15 protein-coding genes are annotated in these 19,438 nt (G+C 48.2%); 6 read left to right on the top strand and 9 right to left on the bottom strand.

Features of this window, described 5'->3' with window-relative positions; all coding sequences use genetic code 11:
• Positions 1 to 214: 214 nt before the first annotated feature.
• The 4 genes from WN56_RS14375 to WN56_RS14360 all read left to right on the top strand — a co-directional run bounded on the left by WN56_RS14375 (position 215) and on the right by WN56_RS14360 (position 5,829).
• Entirely contained in the window at positions 215 to 520 is a 306-nt protein-coding gene (locus WN56_RS14375) for a DUF496 family protein (protein ID WP_046075653.1), read from the top strand.
• Between the two features lie 391 nt (positions 521 to 911).
• Positions 912 to 3,095: a TonB-dependent receptor gene (locus WN56_RS14370; protein ID WP_046075652.1), complete on the top strand. Its 2,184-nt coding sequence runs from the start codon at positions 912 to 914 to the stop codon at positions 3,093 to 3,095.
• Between the two features lie 277 nt (positions 3,096 to 3,372).
• On the top strand, positions 3,373 to 4,191 hold the full coding sequence (locus tag WN56_RS14365; protein WP_046075651.1) for a phosphate/phosphite/phosphonate ABC transporter substrate-binding protein: 819 nt from the start codon (positions 3,373 to 3,375) through the stop codon (positions 4,189 to 4,191).
• Between the two features lie 3 nt (positions 4,192 to 4,194).
• Entirely contained in the window at positions 4,195 to 5,829 is a 1,635-nt protein-coding gene (locus tag WN56_RS14360) for an ATP-binding protein (RefSeq protein ID WP_046075650.1), read from the top strand.
• Positions 5,830 to 5,838: 9 nt separating this feature from the next.
• Here WN56_RS14360 and WN56_RS14355 read toward each other — a convergent pair whose 3' ends face one another.
• From WN56_RS14355 to WN56_RS14325, 7 genes are all read right to left on the bottom strand, one after another.
• On the bottom strand, positions 5,839 to 7,464 hold the full coding sequence (locus WN56_RS14355) for an EAL domain-containing protein (RefSeq protein ID WP_046075649.1): 1,626 nt from the start codon (positions 7,462 to 7,464) through the stop codon (positions 5,839 to 5,841).
• Positions 7,461 to 8,786, bottom strand: coding sequence for an ATP-binding protein (locus WN56_RS14350; protein ID WP_046075648.1), 1,326 nt, complete (start codon positions 8,784 to 8,786; stop codon positions 7,461 to 7,463). Before WN56_RS14350 ends, WN56_RS14355 begins: the two co-directional genes overlap by 4 nt.
• A gap of 67 nt (positions 8,787 to 8,853) precedes the next feature.
• Positions 8,854 to 9,996 carry an HDOD domain-containing protein gene (locus tag WN56_RS14345; protein WP_052708115.1) on the bottom strand — a complete coding sequence of 381 codons (1,143 nt, stop codon included), beginning with the start codon at positions 9,994 to 9,996 and terminating at the stop codon, positions 8,854 to 8,856.
• A gap of 275 nt (positions 9,997 to 10,271) precedes the next feature.
• The gene (locus WN56_RS14340; protein WP_046075647.1) at positions 10,272 to 11,279 is read right to left on the bottom strand and encodes a sphingomyelin phosphodiesterase; all 1,008 of its coding nucleotides are present in this window, start codon (positions 11,277 to 11,279) and stop codon (positions 10,272 to 10,274) included.
• 151 nt (positions 11,280 to 11,430) lie between these two features.
• Positions 11,431 to 13,698 carry a response regulator gene (locus WN56_RS14335; RefSeq protein WP_046075646.1) on the bottom strand — a complete coding sequence of 756 codons (2,268 nt, stop codon included), beginning with the start codon at positions 13,696 to 13,698 and terminating at the stop codon, positions 11,431 to 11,433.
• A gap of 223 nt (positions 13,699 to 13,921) precedes the next feature.
• Positions 13,922 to 15,007: a 4-hydroxyphenylpyruvate dioxygenase gene (gene hppD / locus WN56_RS14330; RefSeq protein ID WP_046075645.1), complete on the bottom strand. Its 1,086-nt coding sequence runs from the start codon at positions 15,005 to 15,007 to the stop codon at positions 13,922 to 13,924.
• 297 nt (positions 15,008 to 15,304) lie between these two features.
• Positions 15,305 to 15,649, bottom strand: a complete 345-nt coding sequence (locus tag WN56_RS14325) for a hypothetical protein (RefSeq protein WP_046075644.1) — start codon at positions 15,647 to 15,649, stop codon at positions 15,305 to 15,307.
• 208 nt (positions 15,650 to 15,857) lie between these two features.
• On the opposite strand from WN56_RS14325, the gene fabG reads away from it, so the two are divergent.
• Together fabG and WN56_RS14315 are read left to right on the top strand one after the other, a co-directional pair.
• The gene (fabG, locus tag WN56_RS14320) at positions 15,858 to 16,589 is read left to right on the top strand and encodes a 3-oxoacyl-ACP reductase FabG (RefSeq protein WP_046075643.1); all 732 of its coding nucleotides are present in this window, start codon (positions 15,858 to 15,860) and stop codon (positions 16,587 to 16,589) included.
• Positions 16,590 to 16,622: 33 nt separating this feature from the next.
• Positions 16,623 to 17,330: an SDR family oxidoreductase gene (locus WN56_RS14315; RefSeq protein ID WP_046075642.1), complete on the top strand. Its 708-nt coding sequence runs from the start codon at positions 16,623 to 16,625 to the stop codon at positions 17,328 to 17,330.
• Positions 17,331 to 17,362: 32 nt separating this feature from the next.
• On the opposite strand, the gene WN56_RS14310 is transcribed toward WN56_RS14315, so the two are convergent.
• A complete protein-coding gene (locus WN56_RS14310; protein ID WP_046075641.1) occupies positions 17,363 to 18,052 on the bottom strand; it encodes a hypothetical protein in 690 nt (229 codons plus the stop codon).
• 195 nt (positions 18,053 to 18,247) lie between these two features.
• Positions 18,248 to 19,438 carry an acetate/propionate family kinase gene (locus WN56_RS14305; RefSeq protein WP_046075640.1) on the bottom strand — a complete coding sequence of 397 codons (1,191 nt, stop codon included), beginning with the start codon at positions 19,436 to 19,438 and terminating at the stop codon, positions 18,248 to 18,250.

Below are 19,438 nucleotides of genomic sequence, written 5' to 3'. Positions count from 1 at the left end.
TTATCGTTGCCACCATCAATCAGCGAAGAAGGTAGGGTGACGGTTTAGCCAGCTAATGAGGTTGTTGATAAACTGGCCTCACAATGTCTTTTCTTCACCCGCCTTTTTCATTCAAGTGTTTAAAAACTCCTCACTTCAAGCGCGAAAAGACTGGGTTTGCGGCAGCGCTTGTGGTTTAATTTTTTCATACTTCAAAAGATAGAAGGCGACTACTATGACCAGCGTATACGAGATCGTTAAGCACTCACGACAAAAGAACAAACTGAAGCGCGAAATCCAAGACAACGACAAGAAAATCCGCGACAACCAAAAGCGGGTGGTGCTGTTAGAAAACTTGCTCGACTACATCCAGCCAGAGATGTCCTATGAAGAGATCGTGGAGATCATCAAAAACATGAAAGGCGATTACGAAGATCGCGTTGATGACCACATCATCAAAAATGCGGAAATTTCTAAGCAGCGCCGTGAAATCAGCCGCACTATCAAAGAACTAACTAAACAAAGCAAGGGCGGCAAATAAGCCCACATTAAGGAATGTCTCGTCCTAAAATAGGTTGACAGTTCTTAGGCCAGCTCCAGTAGCTGGCTTTTTTGATGGATTTCTTCATAGCTTCCAGATGTTACCCCTCTTCAGTCATTCCCTACCGCGTTAGCTTGTGCCAAACGATTTGTCGACGTACGGATATCACTAGACACAGGCTTATTTAGTCACTGCGTTTTTATACTCTTTTTTCAAGAGGCTAGATTACATGCATCAATCCAACTATCTATGTATTGACAATCAGGTTACATATCAATAATCATAATGATATCCATTATCATTTGATACTGGAAAAAGGTAGTGACGTAGACGTATCTGCAGGGAGGCAGCCTCACTATGCCCTGCAGGGTTGTAACGTATAAGGATAATTATGAACACCAAAAAAGCAGTCAGCTTTTCGCTCTCACCGCTGGCGTTAGTGATCAGTGCCCATCTCGCCCACGCCGCCCCTTCTTCGGCCAATACCGAAACCATCATTGTCACCGGCAGTAAAATTCAAACCACGATCGCCGATTCAGCCAGCACCAACTGGGTGATCACCAATGAAGAATTAACCCGTGAAATTCAAGGCGGTGAGTCATTAAAAGGGGCACTAGGAAAGCTGATCCCAAGCTTTGACTTTGGCAGCACCAACGCACGTACCAACGCCTCACAGAATTTACGTGGCCGCAGCGCGCAAATCATGATTGATGGCGTGGCATTGAATGCCGCTCGCACCATTAGCCGCCAACTGGATAGTATCGACCCCTCTAATGTCGCCCGTGTTGAGGTACTGTCAGGCGCGACCTCCATTTATGGCGCGGGCGCAACCGGCGGTATTATCAATATCATCACCAAACGCGGTGAAGCAGGCGATGCGCAACTCGAGGTGCAGACTGGCGTCACCACTGGGTTTAACAACAGCGAAGACCTGACCAAGAAAGCCGCGGTCGCGGTATCCGGTGGCAGTGATACCTTGCAAGGGCGCTTATCCGTAGCGTATGAAGGCAAAGGCGCGGCCTACGACGGCAATGGCGATCCTATTTTGCCCGATGTCACCCAAACCGATACCCAATTCAATGACAGCATTGATGTGATGGGTAGCCTCGATTACCGCCCTGATGACGAACAGCACCTCTCCCTGACTGCTCAATACTATGACAGTCAGCAAGATACGGATTATGGGATTGATTATGGGCCTATGTTTGCGGGTCTTAAAGATGATTCGCTGATTAAACGCGCCGATGGACTGGAATTGGATGAGCAACCCTTCACTGAACGCATGATGCTCAACGCTCAATACAGTAATGCTAACGTCTTTAACCATTCCTTACTGGCCCAAGCTTATTATCGCAAAGAAACATTTGGGTTCTTTCCGTTCCCCGTTAGTGCACTACAAATGCAATATCTTGGGGCTTCAGAGCAAAGCAACCAAGTTATCGGCGCAAAAGTTTTACTTGAGAAAAGTCTTGACAACATAACGATTAACTATGGAATAGATTTTAGCCAAGAGAAGTTCGATGCATTCCAGCGCCTCTATGATCAAGGCACAAGCCTAACCAGCAATGGACTAGAATTTAAGCACCTTGGTGATGTAGGCCGTTATCCAGATTTTACGACTCAAAACGTAGGCGTATTTTCTCAGCTGGATTGGGCTATCAACGACAACCTTAATGCTTTTGCCGGATTGCGCTATCAGTACACTCAGTATGAAGGCGATAACTTTATCGGTTTTGCAGAGCAAGCCAAAATACTCGTTGGAAAATTAAACAGCGCGGATACCATCCCCGGTGGTACGACGGATAAAGATATTTGGCTCGCAAATGCGGGGCTAAAGTACGACCTGACCGACAACCAACAAGTTTGGGCCAACTTTAGCCAGGGCTTTAATATGCCAGACCCGGGCAAATTCTACGGTAAAGGACAGTATTCAGGCGGCAACCTCACCAATAGCGTGAATGTTCAAAACACGGAACTGGATGGCGTAAAAACCAATTCCTTTGAGCTAGGCTGGCGAACTCAGCAGCAAGACTATAATGCACAAATTGCGGCTTACTACTCTGTGTCGGATAAGTCGTACAAATACAACAGCAACTTGGATGTTACGTTAGATAGTGACAAACAGCGTATTTATGGCCTCGAAGGACAAATCAAATACTACCTCACTGACACTTGGTATAGCCGTGCGCACGGCCACTTAGTGCAAAGCGAAATAAAAAATAATGGCCATTGGGATGAGCTGAGTATCTACAATGCGAGCCCTTCTACCGCGATGGCAGCAGTAGGCTACGATAACTTCGATTGGGGAACAGAGCTTAACTTACAGCATGTCGGTGATTTATCTGACCAAGATAATGATCGTATCGAAGGCTACGAGCTAGTTGGGCTAAACGGTTACTACACCTTGCCGGTGGGTCAGCTTAATTTTGGCGTCCAAAACCTGTTGGATAAAGACTATCAAACCATTTGGAGCCAAAAGGCACAAAAAGTATACAGTGCTTATGGGCTTAGCAACCTGTTCAATTACGCCGGTGAGGGGCGCACCTTTAGTTTAAGCTATAGCGCCACGTTCTAATTATGTCCCTTTTCGCGCCCAGTCCTCGCTGGGCGCCTGGACGTTGCAGCTTCCCGGTTTTCCTACCAATACCCTCACCCACTGACACCCCGTCGTCTGTCATTAAGGACGAACAGCTCGCGTGGGTATCACTGCCGTTTCGTCCCAAATAAGAAAAGCGCGTGGTGTGATTACAATGTGATTTCATTGGCTTAATCACGCTTCATTGCGTGGCAAGGGATGAAGTCAGTAACTACACTGTCTGGTAGTTCATCAATCACATTGCGAGAAAGAATGAATGAAAGTCATTTTGCTGTCTTTTTTACTCAGCATTACCCTCGTTAGCCACGCTCACGCAAGAGACATTACCTTTGGTATCGTGCCACAGCAATCTGCAATTACATTGGCTAACAACTGGGGTCCAATTTTAAAGTACGTCTCTCAACAATCGGGGTACAACCTTGTCTTTCGTACTGCCAAAGACATTCCCGAATTCGAAGGACGTGTACTCACCGGTGAATATGATGTCGCTTACATGAATCCTTACCACTATACGGTTTTCCACCAAAAACCTGGCTACCAAGCATTTGCGAAGCAAAAAGATAAGCGGATTCACGGTATTTTAGTCGTCAAAAAAGACGCGTCCATTTCCTCACTTGAAGCGCTCGATGGCAAGCGCTTAGCGTTTCCTTCACCGGCCGCGTTTGCCGCCAGTGTGGTGCCTCGTGCCGCGCTGAAAAATCAAGGCATAAACATTACACCGCAATATGTCTCGTCTCATGACTCCGTTTATTTAAACGTTGCGCGAGATTTCTTTATTGCCGGTGGTGGCATTGAACGGACGTTTAATAATACCGATCCCGAGGTTAGCAAACAGTTACGAGTATTATGGAAAACCCCTGGCTACACACCTCATGCGTTCGCATTTCATCCCGACCTTGACCCTCAAGTCGCCAATGCGATTAAAGCGGCCTTTCTCTCCCTCAATAACAGTGAAAAGGGCCAAACGCTGCTGGGAAATATCAGTTTTAAAGGGATAGAGCCAGCGCAGAACGAGGATTGGGACGATGTAAGAGCGTTAAACATTACGCTGTTGCAACACTTATTGAGTGACTAGCCCATGTCCTTACGATTAAAGACCATCTTAGGTGTCGCCCTGATTGAGGCGATCCTGTTGGCGATTCTGCTGACATTGACTCTCAACTATTTAGAAACCACCAACTACCAAGGGCTCAATCAACGTGCCAGTTCAACAACCCAGTTATTCGCTTCCACGGTAAAAAATGCGGTGTTATCGTTCGATCTCGCCACTGTTGACTCCTTTACTCAAGAGCTACTCCATAACAGCGATATTATGTATGTCGCGGTTGTAGGCGATAACGGAAGCGTCCTATCATCAGCCGGGGACCTTCCTGATTCTTTCAATACAGACATTCTTGAGATGAATGCACAGTCCGTCACGGATGGACTGTATGATGTACGCGCGACTATTTCTGAGTCGAACATTGAGTTTGGATCGGTCTGGATTGGCTTTGACTTAACAGGCCTATTGAGCCAGATACAAGATGCCAAAAACTGGAGCATGCTCATTGTGCTGGGCGAGATGCTGTTAGTGGCCTTATTCTCTTATCTATTGGGGAGCTATCTCACCCAGCGCTTATCAGAGCTTAAAAACGCCGCCGATACTATCGCCAGTGGCAAAAGAAACGTTCACATTTCAACCCACGGCAAAGATGAACTGGCCAGTGTGGCTACCGCGTTTACCAATATGATTCAAGCATTGCGTGATTCCGAAAACAAAACCGAGACCTACCAAAAGCGGTTAGAGGAAGCGAATCAATCGCTGGAAACCAAGGTGGCGCGACGTACCGCTGACCTGGTGCAATCGAATGAACAGCTACGCGAGATAAATCATCAACTCAAGCAAACGCAGGAGAAGCTGGTCGAAAGCGAGAAAATGGCCTCGATTGGGACCATGGCGGCAGGAGTTGCTCATGAGATCAATAACCCCATCGGCGTGGTGAAAAGTAACCTTCAAATGTGTCAAGAGTATCTCGAGACCTATCAAAAGTGGACAGATATTGCCGAGCGAGTTGTTCACCAATCAGAGCCCATTGAGACCCTCACTCGCTGGAAACAACGTCACTTCGTGGATGACATCTACGATGATTTCAGTGATAGCCTTGCCGATGCTAACGACTGTGTGCAACGCGTGATCAATATTGTTTCCGCCTTACAGCAGTACTCCAGTTATAATCAACAAACACGCCAACACTTTCAAAGCGTTGAAATCTTTGCGGTGATTGATGAGGCGCTGAATACCCTGTCTCCACCCAAGAATATCAACATATCTATTGCTGCCAGTATCTATCAACTTCCTCCAGTGATGGGCCGCCATGACGAACTGGTCATGCTGTTCAAAGAAGTGCTCAAAAATGCACTTCAAGCTTGTGAACGCGGTCATGCAACGATGCCACATCATATTGACGTAGCCGGTATGGAGAATGACGATTTGTGCACCATCACGGTGAAAGACTCAGGACCAGGGCTACCTCAAGATGACAGCCACCGTGTTTACGATCCCTTCTTCACCACCTTGCCCGTTGGACAAGGTATGGGGCTCGGGTTGACCTATGCCTATGATATTGTTCGCCATCATCAAGGGACGATACAGCTTACTTCAACCACGGACGGCACCACAGCGACCATCGCACTCGTGCGTCAGGTCACTCATGCAGCGGCGAATAATGCTTAATCGCTGTCGCTAAGCTTGAGAGGGTATGTTGTTGTGTTTAAAAGTCGCTAAAAACTCAAGAAGATGATCACGGCTAAGCGGCACACCAATGCCATAGCCCTGTACACGCGTGCACCCTTTTTCTCTCAAAAAGTCAATTTGGTTTTGATTTTCGACCCACTCAGCAACCACCTCTACATTCATTAACGCCGCACTCTGGCTAATCGATGACAAGATCACTTCGTCCATTTCACTCTGGCCGATATTACGAACAAAGCGACCATCAATTTTTATCACGTCAAAAGGTAAATCACACATGGATTCAAATCCAGCAAAGCCGGTACCAAAATCATCTAACGCACAGGAAATACCGAGTGATTTCAAACAATCCATTTGTTGGTGGGCATGCGTAAAGTTATGGATCCTGTCGGTTTCGACCAGCTCAACCTCCAGTTGCGGGACATCATCTGGATAGTCAGGCAAAAGGCGCTGAATCACGCCTACCACAAATCCCGTCTCCAACTGCCGAGCGGTCACATTGACACTGATTGTCTTGAGAGTGTCTGCCTGGCGTAATAAACGAATCGCTTCCAGCGCTTGTTCAAACATCGCGGTGGTTAACACGTCTTCGAGCTGGTATTGACTTAGCAAAGGCAAAAACGCCGCAGGACTTTGATAACCACCCGATTCGAGTCGACGTCTCACCAGTGCTTCAAAGCCATCAATTTCGTCAGTCACAATATTCAATTGTGGTTGAAAAAATGCCTCGAAGTGTTTGGCTTCAATATCGCGAATCAAAGTACGCAACGTTGCGTCGTCTTGATGCCCATCAGGACAAGGAAGCCAATAGTGCGCATCATAAAGCGGTATTTTTTTCGCTTTACGCGCCTGAATCGTCTCGAAGGATATCTCCTGCCAAGAGCGAAGCGCGCTGACCATCAATCGTGTAGGTAGTGATTTCTCCTCACTGGCACGGTTCAAGCTCTCAATCAACGCATTTAACAAACAATGACCTGTCGATGAGTACGCCAACAACCCTACAAACTTATCTGCGATGCGGTACCAGTGAAATTCCGTTATTTGATGAAGATGTTCACTGACACGCTGTAACTGATGATTTCCCGCCATCACCGACTGGGTTTCATTAATCGTGCTGGTTCCTTGGCTATCAATAATCACCACCAACCACGGCGTTTTAACATCCACCGCCATAGCTTGAATGCGCTGATTAAGGGCGTCTTGCGAAAGGCATCTCGTCAGCGTGTCGTGCGGCAAAGACGCTTGTTTATTGCTCAAGATCGTTTTAACCGTATCGCACAGCACCTCGCGATCCCAAGGTTTGCTAACGTATTGGCTCAATGCGCCGGCATTGATGGCCCGGGAAACACCCGGCAAATCGGCTTGTCCGGATAACATGATGGTGGCAATATCAGGATAACGTTGATGAATGTTAATCAGTAATTCCGCACCGTCCATTTGCGGCATCCGGTAATCGGAAATCACGAGGCCAATGTGATGTTCAGATAAAATAGCAAGCGCCTGCTGCCCCGACTCTGCGGTATGAATATGCGCCACAAAACGACGCAGTTCTCGCTTTAGCGCACGTAGGATATGCGGCTCATCATCAACCAATAGAATTTCCGTGTACGCCATCATGGGCTGCGCCCTCCTTTCATCACCTCATGGACTGGCGAAGAAATACCCTCAGCCTGATTTCCCGAGCAAGGCAACACAATCGTAAACGTCGTCCCTTTTCCTTGCTCACTGGTTACTGTGATTTGGCCACCGTGAGCGACAACAATATCGCGCGAGACGGACAAGCCAAGCCCCGTCCCCTGCCCGACCGGTTTGGTGGTATAAAATGGCTCGAAAATCGTCGCCAGCGCCTCTTCTGGGATCCCTTGGCCGTTATCTTTGATTTCAATAATCAGATGCTCTTCATCGAGGGGGGCGACAGAAATCTTTATGTTTCCCTCGCCCTCAATCGCGTGTGCGGCATTAATGAGTAGATTGAGAAAAACTTGATTCAACTGCATGGGCTGACAAAGGATATCAGGTGTCTGAGGCGAGTAGTTTCTCTCTATTTCAATCGCATACTTAATCTCGTTATGGATGATTTTCAGTGTCGAGTCGATACCGCGGCGAATATCAGTGGTCGCCCATTCACCATTGTCAACGTGTGAAAATTCTTTGAGATCTTTGACAATCGTCATCACTCGCGTGATCCCTTCTAACGACTCTTCAATCAGATCGCTGGCATCTTCGAGTAAATAACTCAATTGAATATCGTCTTTTAGCACCTGTCGGTCTGCCAGTAAGGCCCTATTGTCGGTGCTCTCTATCTTTTCGTCCAAACAACGGACATAGGCGGTAAATTTATCTAGATAGTCGTATAGCGTGCGAATGTTGGAGGAGATAAAAGCGATAGGGTTATTAATTTCATGGGCAATTCCCGCCGATATTTGCCCAATCGACGCCATTTTCTCTGACTGAAGCAGTTGACTCTGTAACTGCTTGAGTTCTGAAACGACCTCTTGATACGCCTCAGTGCTTCGTTTGAGTCGCTCAGTATCTGGGATAGAGGGAAGAGCCTCTCGCGTAGGGGCCGCCAACGCTGTCGGGCGATAAAAACAAATGGCGACCTGTGTGACCTCGCCATGCACTGACAGAATGGGAAGAAACTCGACGTCTTGCCATATGTATGCCGCATCAACATCCCCGCATATATCTACAATGACAGCGCCGGATGACTGCAATGGCGCTTGCGTCGAGAAAACCGTGTCGATGTTTTGTTGTAAAAATTGATGATGAGCAGGAAGACGCGCTAACAGCGCGTCTCCAACGAGGGCGTCGTTTGCTGCGTTGAGGCTACGAAGAAAGCAGGTATTGGCGTCAACGATACGATAGTCACGATCGATAAGACATACCGCGATAGAGAGCCCATTTAAAATCGCGGGTGAAATCTTGTTATCCTCCACGTTCCCCTTCCATGTTTATGCCACATGCACAGCAAACCACAGCGTCATAGATTGTTATCCGGCACATTCAAATCGTCTCCTTATACGACTGAGTAAAAAAAGCGCCGATATTGGCCGACCAAGACTGTAAAAGCTTGGCTTTATCAATATCGTTCGCATTAATCCACTTCCGGCAGTAATGCAATAGCGCGCCATCCTTGGTTCGCTCACTTTCAGGGGATAACGGGATGGCGCCGCTTGCCAACACAATCTCTGCAAGCTCAAAATCATAGCCCCACAAAATAATGATATAACTCGAGACGACAAGCGCAGTATCAAAACGGGCAGGTAAATCGCAAATGGGATTGTTGCTACTTTCACGACAGCCAAGCTCTCGCGCCATCAGTTCCCCTAACGAAGACAACACCGATGCGAGATACAAACGCTCTGCATGCGCTTTGTCATACCCAAGGAATAGTCCCAGCGACTTACTCACATTAGCCAGTTCAATATGTTCATCCACCACGGCATAGTGCTCTTTGGTGGACAAGTGCTTAAAGGCATTATGTCCCACCATAGTGGCAGCAATTGACTCGACCGATTGAATGCCCAGTCGATTAATCGCTGTTTCTATTGACCAAGTCCGGTTTCGAAAGCCCAAATAAGCAGAATTAGCAAGCTGTAAAAGTCGGGCAACTAGGGGAGGCTCTTCGCTGACCACTCGTGCAATTTGTTCCATGTCTGAATGGGGATCATTAATCGTGGCACGTAAACGGCGCACGCAGTCAGGCAAGACGGGAAAATCCTCAATACCGACTAACCGGTTACGCGTTTCAGCATCAATCGGCAACTTATAGAGGCGCTCAACACTATTAAGCACATTATCAAAGTCATCTTCAGAGAAGGGTTTGGGTAGGACGAAGTGCACACTAGGCGTCGCGAGTTCGGTAATTTTTTGGCGCGTATCCCCTGTTATCAGGGCACGTATCGTACCAGGAAAGCGCGCTCGAACCTGCTCTAATAACGCATCCCCCTTTAGCTTGGGCATCAGTAGATCACTGATCACCAGAGAAGGGGACTGATCATCTAACAGGCCTTTCTCCCAATGGGTAGGATTCTTAATCAAGCTGATAGCCCAACTCGGTTTCAAGCGGCGAATCACCCGACCAATCGCCTTTAATGTGAGCGCGTCATCGTCAACGTAGATGACATGGAAACGCGGCCTACTCATGCTTCCCTCGTATTCTCATCGTTGTCCTCAAACGACCTAGCGCTATCGTTAGGCAGTAAGTGAGAGAGTAATCAACGCTGCGGCTTATCTCAGTGGAACCTTATCCAAGGTGAGGTACCCAGCAATCCTTTCAGTAAGCGTAGTCCAAAATCCCAGACTGTCTTGGCATACGCGAAGAAATTAGCGGTGTCTGGATAACGTTAATAGGGGGAGGGAGGGAAAACGGGCTCAACATGGTTGAGCCCTTTACCAATGCACTCTATCAAGCGCTGAAATTACTCAAATTCAAACTGTACCATGACCGGATAGTGGTCAGAGAGTTCATGGTAGTAACCATCATGATAGGTTTGTCCAGCCGCTTGCGGCCACTCGCCTTCAAGGTAGTCCCAATACCAGTCATCGTTGGCGGTTAATTGCACCACCTTCATCTCAGGTTGATTGGCAGGCACTGCATGGTCACGGCTCCACAAAATATAATCTAGCGTCGTGTTGTAGTTAAGGTCATATTCAAAGTGATACGCGTTCGCTTTCGTGAACCAATTATGCTTGGCGGAAAAAGACGTTACTTCAGGCTCGGTGAACCGCAATGCGCCATTTAATGCCACTTTCATGTCGTTGATTTCATCTTGGCGACTCCACTCTACGTTCATGTCACCACCAATAATCACAGGCTCGTCAGCGGGAATCGCCGCCTTGTCGATGAAGTCTTTGATTTCGCTAAGCTGACCAAGGCGCACTTGGTGCTCCTCATCAGACATACCATCGTGCGTTGCCTGTAAATGGGTGCCAATTAAGTGAAAGGCTTCACCTTCTTTATCGATCTCAACGTAGGCAAAGCCTTTGTTGGCTTGATAGTCCCAGCTACCTTTCAAGCTTTGATGATAAACGTGCGCCTTTTGAGTCAAAATGGGGTATTTAGAAAGGATAGTCACGCCGCCACGCACGACAAATAAAGAATTGGAACAATCTCCAGTCAGCGCATCCCAACCTTCCCCACTGCAGTCTTGACCGACATTGGGTGTTTGATAGGGGTATAAGCTTGCCAGCTGATTCATCGCTTGCTCGGCTTCCGCGTTAAAGGCCTCACTGATCAAAATCACATCAGGCTGCGTGTCCATATCGGCAATCGCTTGCGGCAGACGGGCGGCACGCTCAGCTTGATCCCAGTCTTGTAGGTTACTTAGTTGCATAATGTTATACGCCATGACGTTAAGCTGACCCGCATGCGCACTGAGACTAAGCAGCAACGCAGCTGCCGTTGAGAGCAGTTTATAGATTTTCATGTTTCCTCTTTTCGTTTTGCTTTCTAATTGTTTTAGGTGTTTCGCCCACCAAAAGATTAGAAGCCTAACGAAAATGGCGTGAGCCGCCCCAGGATTTGTTTACTTTTTCTGATATTTTTGTAACTAAGCTCACGTTCCTTGTATTACGTCATTAATGCGTCACTAAGTAAGTTTGCGAGGTAAAGGTATGTTTTCTCAACATGGTCGCAAGCTCATGCTGCCTGACCGGTTTGGCAATATAATCATCCATACCCGCGGCTAAACACGCTTCCTTGTCTTCCGTTGTCGCATTCGCGGTCAGTGCAATAATGGGGGTTCGATTAAAGCGCGATTCTTGTGCCCGAATGTGTTCAGCGGCTTGGTAACCGTCCATCACAGGCATCTGACAATCCATGAAAATCGCGTCAAAAGGTTGGCTTTTCCACAGTGCCAGCGCCTGCTCACCATCGGCAGCCGAGCGAACATGTATCCCTAGTTGGGTCAACATCGCCTCAGTCACTCGTTGATTAACTTTGGAATCTTCCACGACCAAGACATGCAATCCAGCCAGCGATGTGCCTTTCCCGGTAGATCGTACGACCCCCAGTGTCGGTTGGCGCTGTTGTAAGATGCGCACCAAATGCGCTTTTAAGTCATTAAATTGGTAGGGACGGCCTAAGTAACCCTCTATGCCTGAGCGTTCAATCCGCGGCTTATCCAATGCATCGGGCGCCGCCGTTAACATCATAATCGCAGGGCTTTTATCTCCAAACGTGGTAATGATTTGTTCAGCTAGGCGAAAACCGTCCATTTTGGGCATCACTTTATCGAGTAAAATCACTTTAAATGGATAATGGCTATCAAGGCGTTCGCGAATTAAAGGAATCACGTCATCCGGGTGCATGCAGCATGTGACTTGGCAACCAAGGTTGCTCAATTGTGCCGTGGTGATGCGCATGTTTAAACGACTATCGTCTACCAATAACATCGGGGCGCCCGCAAAAAGATACGCCTCAACTGGCGTGGCTAAAGGAATATCCGCACAATCAAAACGCGCGGTGAAGGTAAACACACTGCCCACATTCACTTCACTGTTGAGGGTAATTCGCCCCCCCATTAAATTGACAATTTGCTGTGAGATGGCGAGCCCAAGCCCGGTACCTCGGGCGGTTGCTGTTAAGGAGTCACCTTGTTCAAATTTACCAAAAATACGGCTTTGTTCTTCGACGGGAATGCCAGGCCCGGTATCACTCACTTCAAAACGAAGCACACTGGCCGTATCCTCGTCACTCACCTGCTTGATAGAGACAACCACTTCCCCACGCTCAGTAAACTTGATTGCATTACCCACCAAATTAATCATCACTTGGCGTAATCGTGGTGCATCACCTATCAACAAAGGGGAAATATCAGCATCTATTTCGCAGCGAAAAGCGAGCTGCTTTTCCTTCGCTCGGAGAATGAACAGATTCTCAAGATCTTTCCCCAACTCAAATATATTGAGCTCTAATGGTTCCAGTTCTAACTTACCTGCTTCAATTTTAGAGAAGTCGAGGATGTCGTTAATGATATCTAATAACGACATCGACGATGTTTCCAACATCTCGACAAACTCTTGTTGCTCGTTGTTTAAGCGAGTGCTTTTTAACAGCGAGGCCATCCCAATAATGCCGTTCATTGGAGTACGGATTTCATGGCTCATGTTGGCCAAAAACTCACTTTTCTTTTGGCTAGCCTTTTCAGCGTCGTGCTTCGCGTCCTCCAACTGCGCCAGTTGTTGCCCTAGCGCCGTGATCATAGCGTTATAACGCGTTTCAAAAGCTCGCCAATGATGGAATTGGGGGGGGACCTGAATCGGCGTGGGTACGCCATTATCCCACTGGTTGACCTGCTGGTGTAGCGCCACTAATGGCCTTTCTAAGTGGCGACGCACAATCCATATCGAGCTTAAGATCCCCAATCCTGTAACAGCCAACCATCCAAGAAAAACCCACTGGGCACTATCGCCAAAGTAGGCATTTAACGCCGTATAATTTGACGCCACCTCAAGTTGCCCAAGGGTATACTCGTTTCCCTCGTCTCTTGCAATTAACGACCAACGCTTTTGCAACGATTGTGCAGCAGGCTCCACGCCACGCTCAATTAACGAGCCATCGGCATCATACACATGGATATAATCAATCTCAGGTTGGGCGATGAGCTGCTCTATCCGTTGCTCAAACGCTTGCGTTTCCACACGCCATAGATGTCCAGTCATTGCACTGAGATCTCTGTTGCCCACCTCTTGCAAGGCGCGATCGACATCTGCTTTATGCGTTTGGTAATCGCCCAGCAGGAGAAGCGCCGCAAATAACGCTGTCAGTACGGTCCAGCTTAAGGCTAGCTTGGTAATGATTCCCGCAGAAAGAGAGGGGCGAGTCAGGGGGCTGCCTACCTTCATAATCACCTTTTATCGAAAAAGCTTCTCTGCTAATCATAGAGTCTAATCTTATTTTGGGCGAGAAATGTCCTAGTTAGTGGGCGAAAAAGAACAAAAAAGGCGCTCACAAAGGAGCGCCAATAACATAGGGTGTCTACAAATAACGACATCCTATCGACTTGAGTCAGGTTATCCGGATAACCCGTATCGCAGCCTCAAGCGAGTTTGTTATGTACCGTTTCGGTTAGTCCAATACACCACGACGCATTTGATCCAGCTCGATAGACTCGAACAAGGCTTTAAAATTACCTTCGCCAAAGCCTTGGTTACCCTTACGTTGGATGATTTCGAAGAAAACCGGTCCAATAACAGTATTGGTAAAGATTTGCAGTAAGATACCGCTGTCGACGTCACCATCAATCAATACACGGGTATCACGCAACTCATCGATGCTTTCTTCATGGCCATTGACACGCTCGTTGATTTTCTCATAGTAGGTGTCCGGCGTATCCATGAACGCCATGCCTCGTTGACGTAACGTCCGCACCGTTTGGTAGATGTTGTCGGTGGTCATGGCGATATGCTGGATCCCCTCACCGTTATACTCTTTCAAGTATTCTGCAATCTGTGACTTGTCATCACTTGACTCATTGATAGGAATACGGATTTTTCCGCAAGGTGCGGTCAGCGCTCGCGACTTCAGCCCGGTCTTTTTGCCTTCAATGTCAAAAAATCGGATCTCTTTGAAGTTGGCAATACGCTCGTAAAAGTCAGCCCATACATCCATGTTGCCAATATCGACGTTGTGGGTCAGATGATCGATAACTTTCAATCCTGCATCCGCTTCTTTCAGGCGCGATTGCCAGTCTGGATAAAAGTCAAAATCGACTTCATAAATACTTTGATCACCATAGCGGTCGACAAAGTAAAGCAATGAATCACCAATGCCGTATACCGCAGGAATGCTGAGCTCCATTGGACCAATGTTTGGCTCAACCACTTTGGCGCCTTGTTTGGCCGCATACGCAATCGCGTGTACCGCATCTTTCACTCGAAACGCCATGGCGTTGACACTCGCACCGTGCTGCTTCGCAAAGCCTTGCGCTTGTGATTCGGGCTCACCGTTTACGATAAAGTTGGTGTCACCCTGACGATACAGCCAAACATCTTTGTGCTTATGTTTGGCAATTTCCGCAAAACCCATCAACGAGAACAAATTTTTAAGTGCATCGATACCCGCTTGATCGGGCGCTGTGTATTCGACGAACTCAAACCCATCTGTGCCCAATGGATTAATCGTTTTGACAGGTGCTTGCATGGTTGACGTCATAATCGCTTCCTCCTTGTGTGTAACATTAGAGATAGCATTAGACGGTGACTGGGACTAGAGAAGACAAGCGGACAGCTGGTTAATCAAATGTTAACCAATAGTGTCACTTATGCTGAACAGTGAGAGAAAAGCGTCGCTAACCGCGTTTTTTTAAGGGTTTAAGCCAATAAAAAGTGTAAAGAATAGCAACCAAAACGCCACTACATTTTACATTTTTGCAACGCGAGATGAAAACCATACAGCGAAAACACAAACGCCGCCCAAAGGCGGCGACCAAAAAGCAGGCGGGTGGGCGTATTAAACCTTGAGGCTGTAACTGTTTTGCTGGCCGTTGGGTGTGATGGTTTTTTGCACCTGATCCATCAGCGCTTGTTGCTGTTGGTTGTAGGCATCCGCTCGCGTTTTCTGCGCTTCTTGTTCCGCCACACGATCAATGAGGGCTTGATAATCACGCTTATCCTCACGCTGCTCGCCCGATGCTGCGGCTTCTTTTTGCTCTTCTCGCTCTTTACGGATCAGCTCGGCACGCTCTTGCACGCTCATCGAGTTATTGAGACCGCCATTGACCTGATCATCTTGACGATCGCGCTGACGCTGCATGTATTGCTGCGCTAAAGGTTGCGAATTGATTGACGTCGGCATAGGTCCTCTCTCGAACAAGGTGACAACTTGATTAAATTTTAGCCCATACGCCCACAAATTGATATCTCAATTTACTATAGAGGATGTCACCACTGGCCTAGTTGTTGCACGTTATCTGACGTTGGCCGCGAGATACCAACGTAGAAGCAGGGGCTTAGGTGACCCAACGCCCAAGAAAAGCACGATGAATATAATGAGGAGAAACACCATGCTGACCGGTAAACACTGTGTCATTACAGGTGCCGCACAAGGGATCGGCCGCGCCATCGTTGAAACCTTTGTCGAACAAGGCGCTACCAAGATTTATGCATTAGATAGGAATATTGACAACATGCAAGACTGGCAAGCACATCGGGTTATCGTTCCCGTTGCGCTGGATGTCTGCGATCAAGAGGCTGTCGCGAATTGGGTGCAGAGCTTGCACCAACAACACGCAGTTATCGATGTGCTGGTGAACAATGCTGGCATCACTCGTGACAACCTGCTGACCAAAATGAGCGAAAGTGACTGGGACGCGGTCATTGACGTCAATCTAAAGGGCGTCTTTACCATGACACAAGCCATCGCGCCACTGATGATGGTGCAAGAGAAAGGCGCGATTGTGAGCTTGTCTTCGGTCGTCGGCACCGACGGCAATATTGGTCAAACCAACTATGCCGCCTCAAAAGGTGGCGTGATTGCAATGACAAAGACTTGGTCAAAAGAACTCGCTCGTCACGGTGCGCAAATACGCGCCAATTGTGTCGCTCCCGGTTTTATTGAAACGCCCATGACGGAAAATTTACCCGATAAAGTCATTGAGATGATGAAAGGGAAAACACCCTTGGGCCGCATGGGTACCGCGCAGGATATCGCCAACGCGATTAGTTTTCTTGCCAGCGATAACGCGAGCTTTATCACAGGTCAAACGCTTAAAGTCGATGGAGGGTTAGTCATATAATGGAAGGACACTTCCGGCCATTATGAGGCAACAATGACTCCAACACTTCTTATCACAGGCGCGAACCGTGGGATTGGCCTGGCGCTCACTGAGCTGTATCTCGAGCACGGTTGGCAGGTGATTGCCTGCTGCCGCTTCCCCGGCTCTGCGCCTCACTTGATGACACTAAAAAACCGTTACTCAACGCTCACCACCTACGGATTAGATGTCACGGATCATACGGCAATACAGCAACTTGCATTACAGCTTATCGACACGCCTATCCATTTACTGATCAACAATGCAGGTCTATATGGCCCCAAAGGGTATCAATTCGGTGACGTGGATACAGCGGCCTGGCGCGAGGTGCTGGAAGTCAATACCATCGCTCCCCTGGTTATCGCTGAACATTTCACCCCGCATCTTGAAAAGGCAAGCCAAAGTGGCCATACACCCATTTTCGCTTTCCTATCCTCAAAAGTCGGGAGCATGAGTGATAACCAATCAGGCGGTGGGTATATTTATCGAAGTTCAAAAGCCGCGCTCAACGCGGTGATCAAAAGTCTATCTATTGACCTGCGAAGTAAAGGCATTCGTTCGATTGCTCTCCACCCCGGTTGGGTACAAACGCAAATGGGTGGACCCAATGCCCTTATCAATACTGCCACATCGGCCCAAGGGTTGAAGCATGTGCTCGATACCCTAACGGACAGTCAAAACGGCAACTTTATTGATTATCAAGGCCAAGAAATTGGTTGGTAAGGAGCGAGGCGGTGATTGCGCCGCCTCGTTAATTAGATAGGGAAGAACGTCATCGACGCCATGCTGTGTACCACCTGATTAATATTACGGTTAGTACTGTCCGCCACCATAATGGCCATCATGTCTTGAATAATAATCATCTGACCCAACAAGCGCTCGTAACTATAATTGGGCACACCATTTTTGCCCATGCCATTACTCAGCAACAGCAGTTGACCGTGTTCGTCCTTTTGATTGTTTAAAAGCCAGGCAATTTTTTCTAGGTTTCGAGCACTGTTATAGAGTTTTTGTTGGTCAATATCATCGAGCAAAAAAAACTCAAGTTGATGATTATAGCTCGCACTGATCATGCCGGTAACACCCGCCATGAGCGCAAACACGCGGTCGCCCTCAAATTCACTTGAAAAGGCTAAAGGCAGCAGCGCGATGCCATCCATTCCTCCCAGCTCTCGAAAGCCATTGTCGGGGCGTTCTGCCGTCATCAACTGCGCCACGCGTTTTTCAATCGTCATGCCGGGCACTTTTTTGAGCTCGCGCGGGTTACGCTTGTACAGTTTCACGATGAGGGCTTCGCTGAGATCACGAATCTCAGCAATGTGAATATCGGTAATTAAATCCATGTCTGACTTGGCGAGATTTTTAATATCAAATGGCCGACCAAGCTTCTGCGCACACCCTGTGAGGCTAAGCAATAATACGCTCACCCATACCCAGCGCATCATAACAACATCCTTGCATCCTCTAACTCGGCGCTAGCATAACGATTTACGCCCGCTCGGTGCACTCTTAGAAAAAATCTTGTATGGAATATCACACTTTTAGCGTATAACTGGCGCTGCAATCATCAATCCACCTTGAACCTTTTTGAGCCAATATGTCCCCCATTGGCGGCAGGCAACGCCAAGAAACGATCGTCATCACAGCATCGCGACACAATCAGCGGCAATAACGCGCTCTTCATCAGTGGGGATAACCCACACGCCAATCTTACTGTCCGATGCAGATATACACGTTTGATTGGCTTGATTGGCCGAGGCGTCCAAGCGCATACCTAGCCAATCACACTGTGCCACCACACGCTCGCGTACAGGTGCAGCATGCTCGCCAATCCCAGCGGTGAACACCAGATGTTCGACACCGCCCATTGCCGCACAGAGGCTGCCGATTTCTCGCGCAATCCGATAACAATAGTGCGCTATCGCCTGCTTAGCTCTTGGTTTATCGCTGCGTAATAAGGTGCGCATATCACTGCTGATACCCGATAAACCTAACAGCCCAGACTCTTTATATAAGAGCGTGCTGACGTCGTCTGCAGTCATGCCTTCTTCGGTGATCAGATGCAGCACTAATCCCGCATCAATGGCGCCACTTCGCGTTCCCATTGGTAACCCCTCAAGCGCGGTAAAGCCCATGGTGGAAGCCACACTTTGTCGTGATTGGATAGCACACAAACTCGCGCCATTACCAAGATGCGCAACAATCACTTTGGCGTCGCAATCAAAATCCGGGATCACCTCGGGTAAGCAACGCGAGATAAAGTCGTAAGACAAGCCATGAAAGCCATAACGTTGAAAGCCCCTGTCATACATTGCGTAAGGAAGCGCAAACTGGCGCGCCTCCTTGGGCTGCTGGGCATGAAAGGCGGTATCAAAACAGGCAATTTGGCGCATGTTGGGTAATCGGGTCTGAAGTGCTTTAATCGGGGCAAGGCTATAAGGCTGATGAAGCGGCGCCAGCGAGGTTAATGCCTCCAACAGCTTGACGCTGCGCGCATCAAGAGACGTTGCTTGCTGAAAGTGCGTACCACCATGAACCACGCGGTGACCGACAGCAATCAGATTATCAAGAAAGCCTCGCGGTTCGAGCCACGCCAATAGCGAAACAATCGCGGCATGGTGATCCGCTGCGTTGGCGGGCGGGATAGAAAGCCCATCCGCGCCGCTATCAACGGACACCGCGTAACCTTGGGTCCCCAAACCGGAAAATTGTCCACCCATTAACCGATTAACACCCTGCCAACGCGTTTCCTCAACCGGATCCGCATTGACGTCAAACAGCGCGAATTTCAAACTCGACGAGCCGCTGTTAATGACCAGTATGTTCGCCAT

It is taken from the genome of Salinivibrio sp. KP-1 (assembly GCF_000968645.1).
Classification (GTDB): domain Bacteria; phylum Pseudomonadota; class Gammaproteobacteria; order Enterobacterales; family Vibrionaceae; genus Salinivibrio; species Salinivibrio siamensis.
This window is presented reverse-complemented; position numbering and strand designations above follow the sequence as displayed.

Bases quoted from the DNA above. Each gene is read 5' to 3' on its own strand.
- WN56_RS14325 (WP_046075644.1), bottom strand. From the start codon at position 15,649: ATGCCGACGTCAATCAATTCGCAACCTTTAGCGCAGCAATACATGCAG.
- WN56_RS14355 (WP_046075649.1), bottom strand. From the start codon at position 7,464: ATGATGGCGTACACGGAAATTCTATTGGTTGATGATGAGCCGCATATC.
- WN56_RS14340 (WP_046075647.1), bottom strand. From the start codon at position 11,279: ATGAAAATCTATAAACTGCTCTCAACGGCAGCTGCGTTGCTGCTTAGT.
- WN56_RS14310 (WP_046075641.1), bottom strand. From the start codon at position 18,052: ATGATGCGCTGGGTATGGGTGAGCGTATTATTGCTTAGCCTCACAGGG.
- WN56_RS14365 (WP_046075651.1), top strand. From the start codon at position 3,373: ATGAAAGTCATTTTGCTGTCTTTTTTACTCAGCATTACCCTCGTTAGC.
- WN56_RS14375 (WP_046075653.1), top strand. From the start codon at position 215: ATGACCAGCGTATACGAGATCGTTAAGCACTCACGACAAAAGAACAAA.
- WN56_RS14360 (WP_046075650.1), top strand. From the start codon at position 4,195: ATGTCCTTACGATTAAAGACCATCTTAGGTGTCGCCCTGATTGAGGCG.
- WN56_RS14315 (WP_046075642.1), top strand. From the start codon at position 16,623: ATGACTCCAACACTTCTTATCACAGGCGCGAACCGTGGGATTGGCCTG.
- WN56_RS14345 (WP_052708115.1), bottom strand. From the start codon at position 9,996: ATGAGTAGGCCGCGTTTCCATGTCATCTACGTTGACGATGACGCGCTC.
- WN56_RS14370 (WP_046075652.1), top strand. From the start codon at position 912: ATGAACACCAAAAAAGCAGTCAGCTTTTCGCTCTCACCGCTGGCGTTA.
- WN56_RS14305 (WP_046075640.1), bottom strand. From the start codon at position 19,438: ATGGCGAACATACTGGTCATTAACAGCGGCTCGTCGAGTTTGAAATTC.
- hppD (WP_046075645.1), bottom strand. From the start codon at position 15,007: ATGACGTCAACCATGCAAGCACCTGTCAAAACGATTAATCCATTGGGC.
- WN56_RS14335 (WP_046075646.1), bottom strand. From the start codon at position 13,698: ATGAAGGTAGGCAGCCCCCTGACTCGCCCCTCTCTTTCTGCGGGAATC.
- fabG (WP_046075643.1), top strand. From the start codon at position 15,858: ATGCTGACCGGTAAACACTGTGTCATTACAGGTGCCGCACAAGGGATC.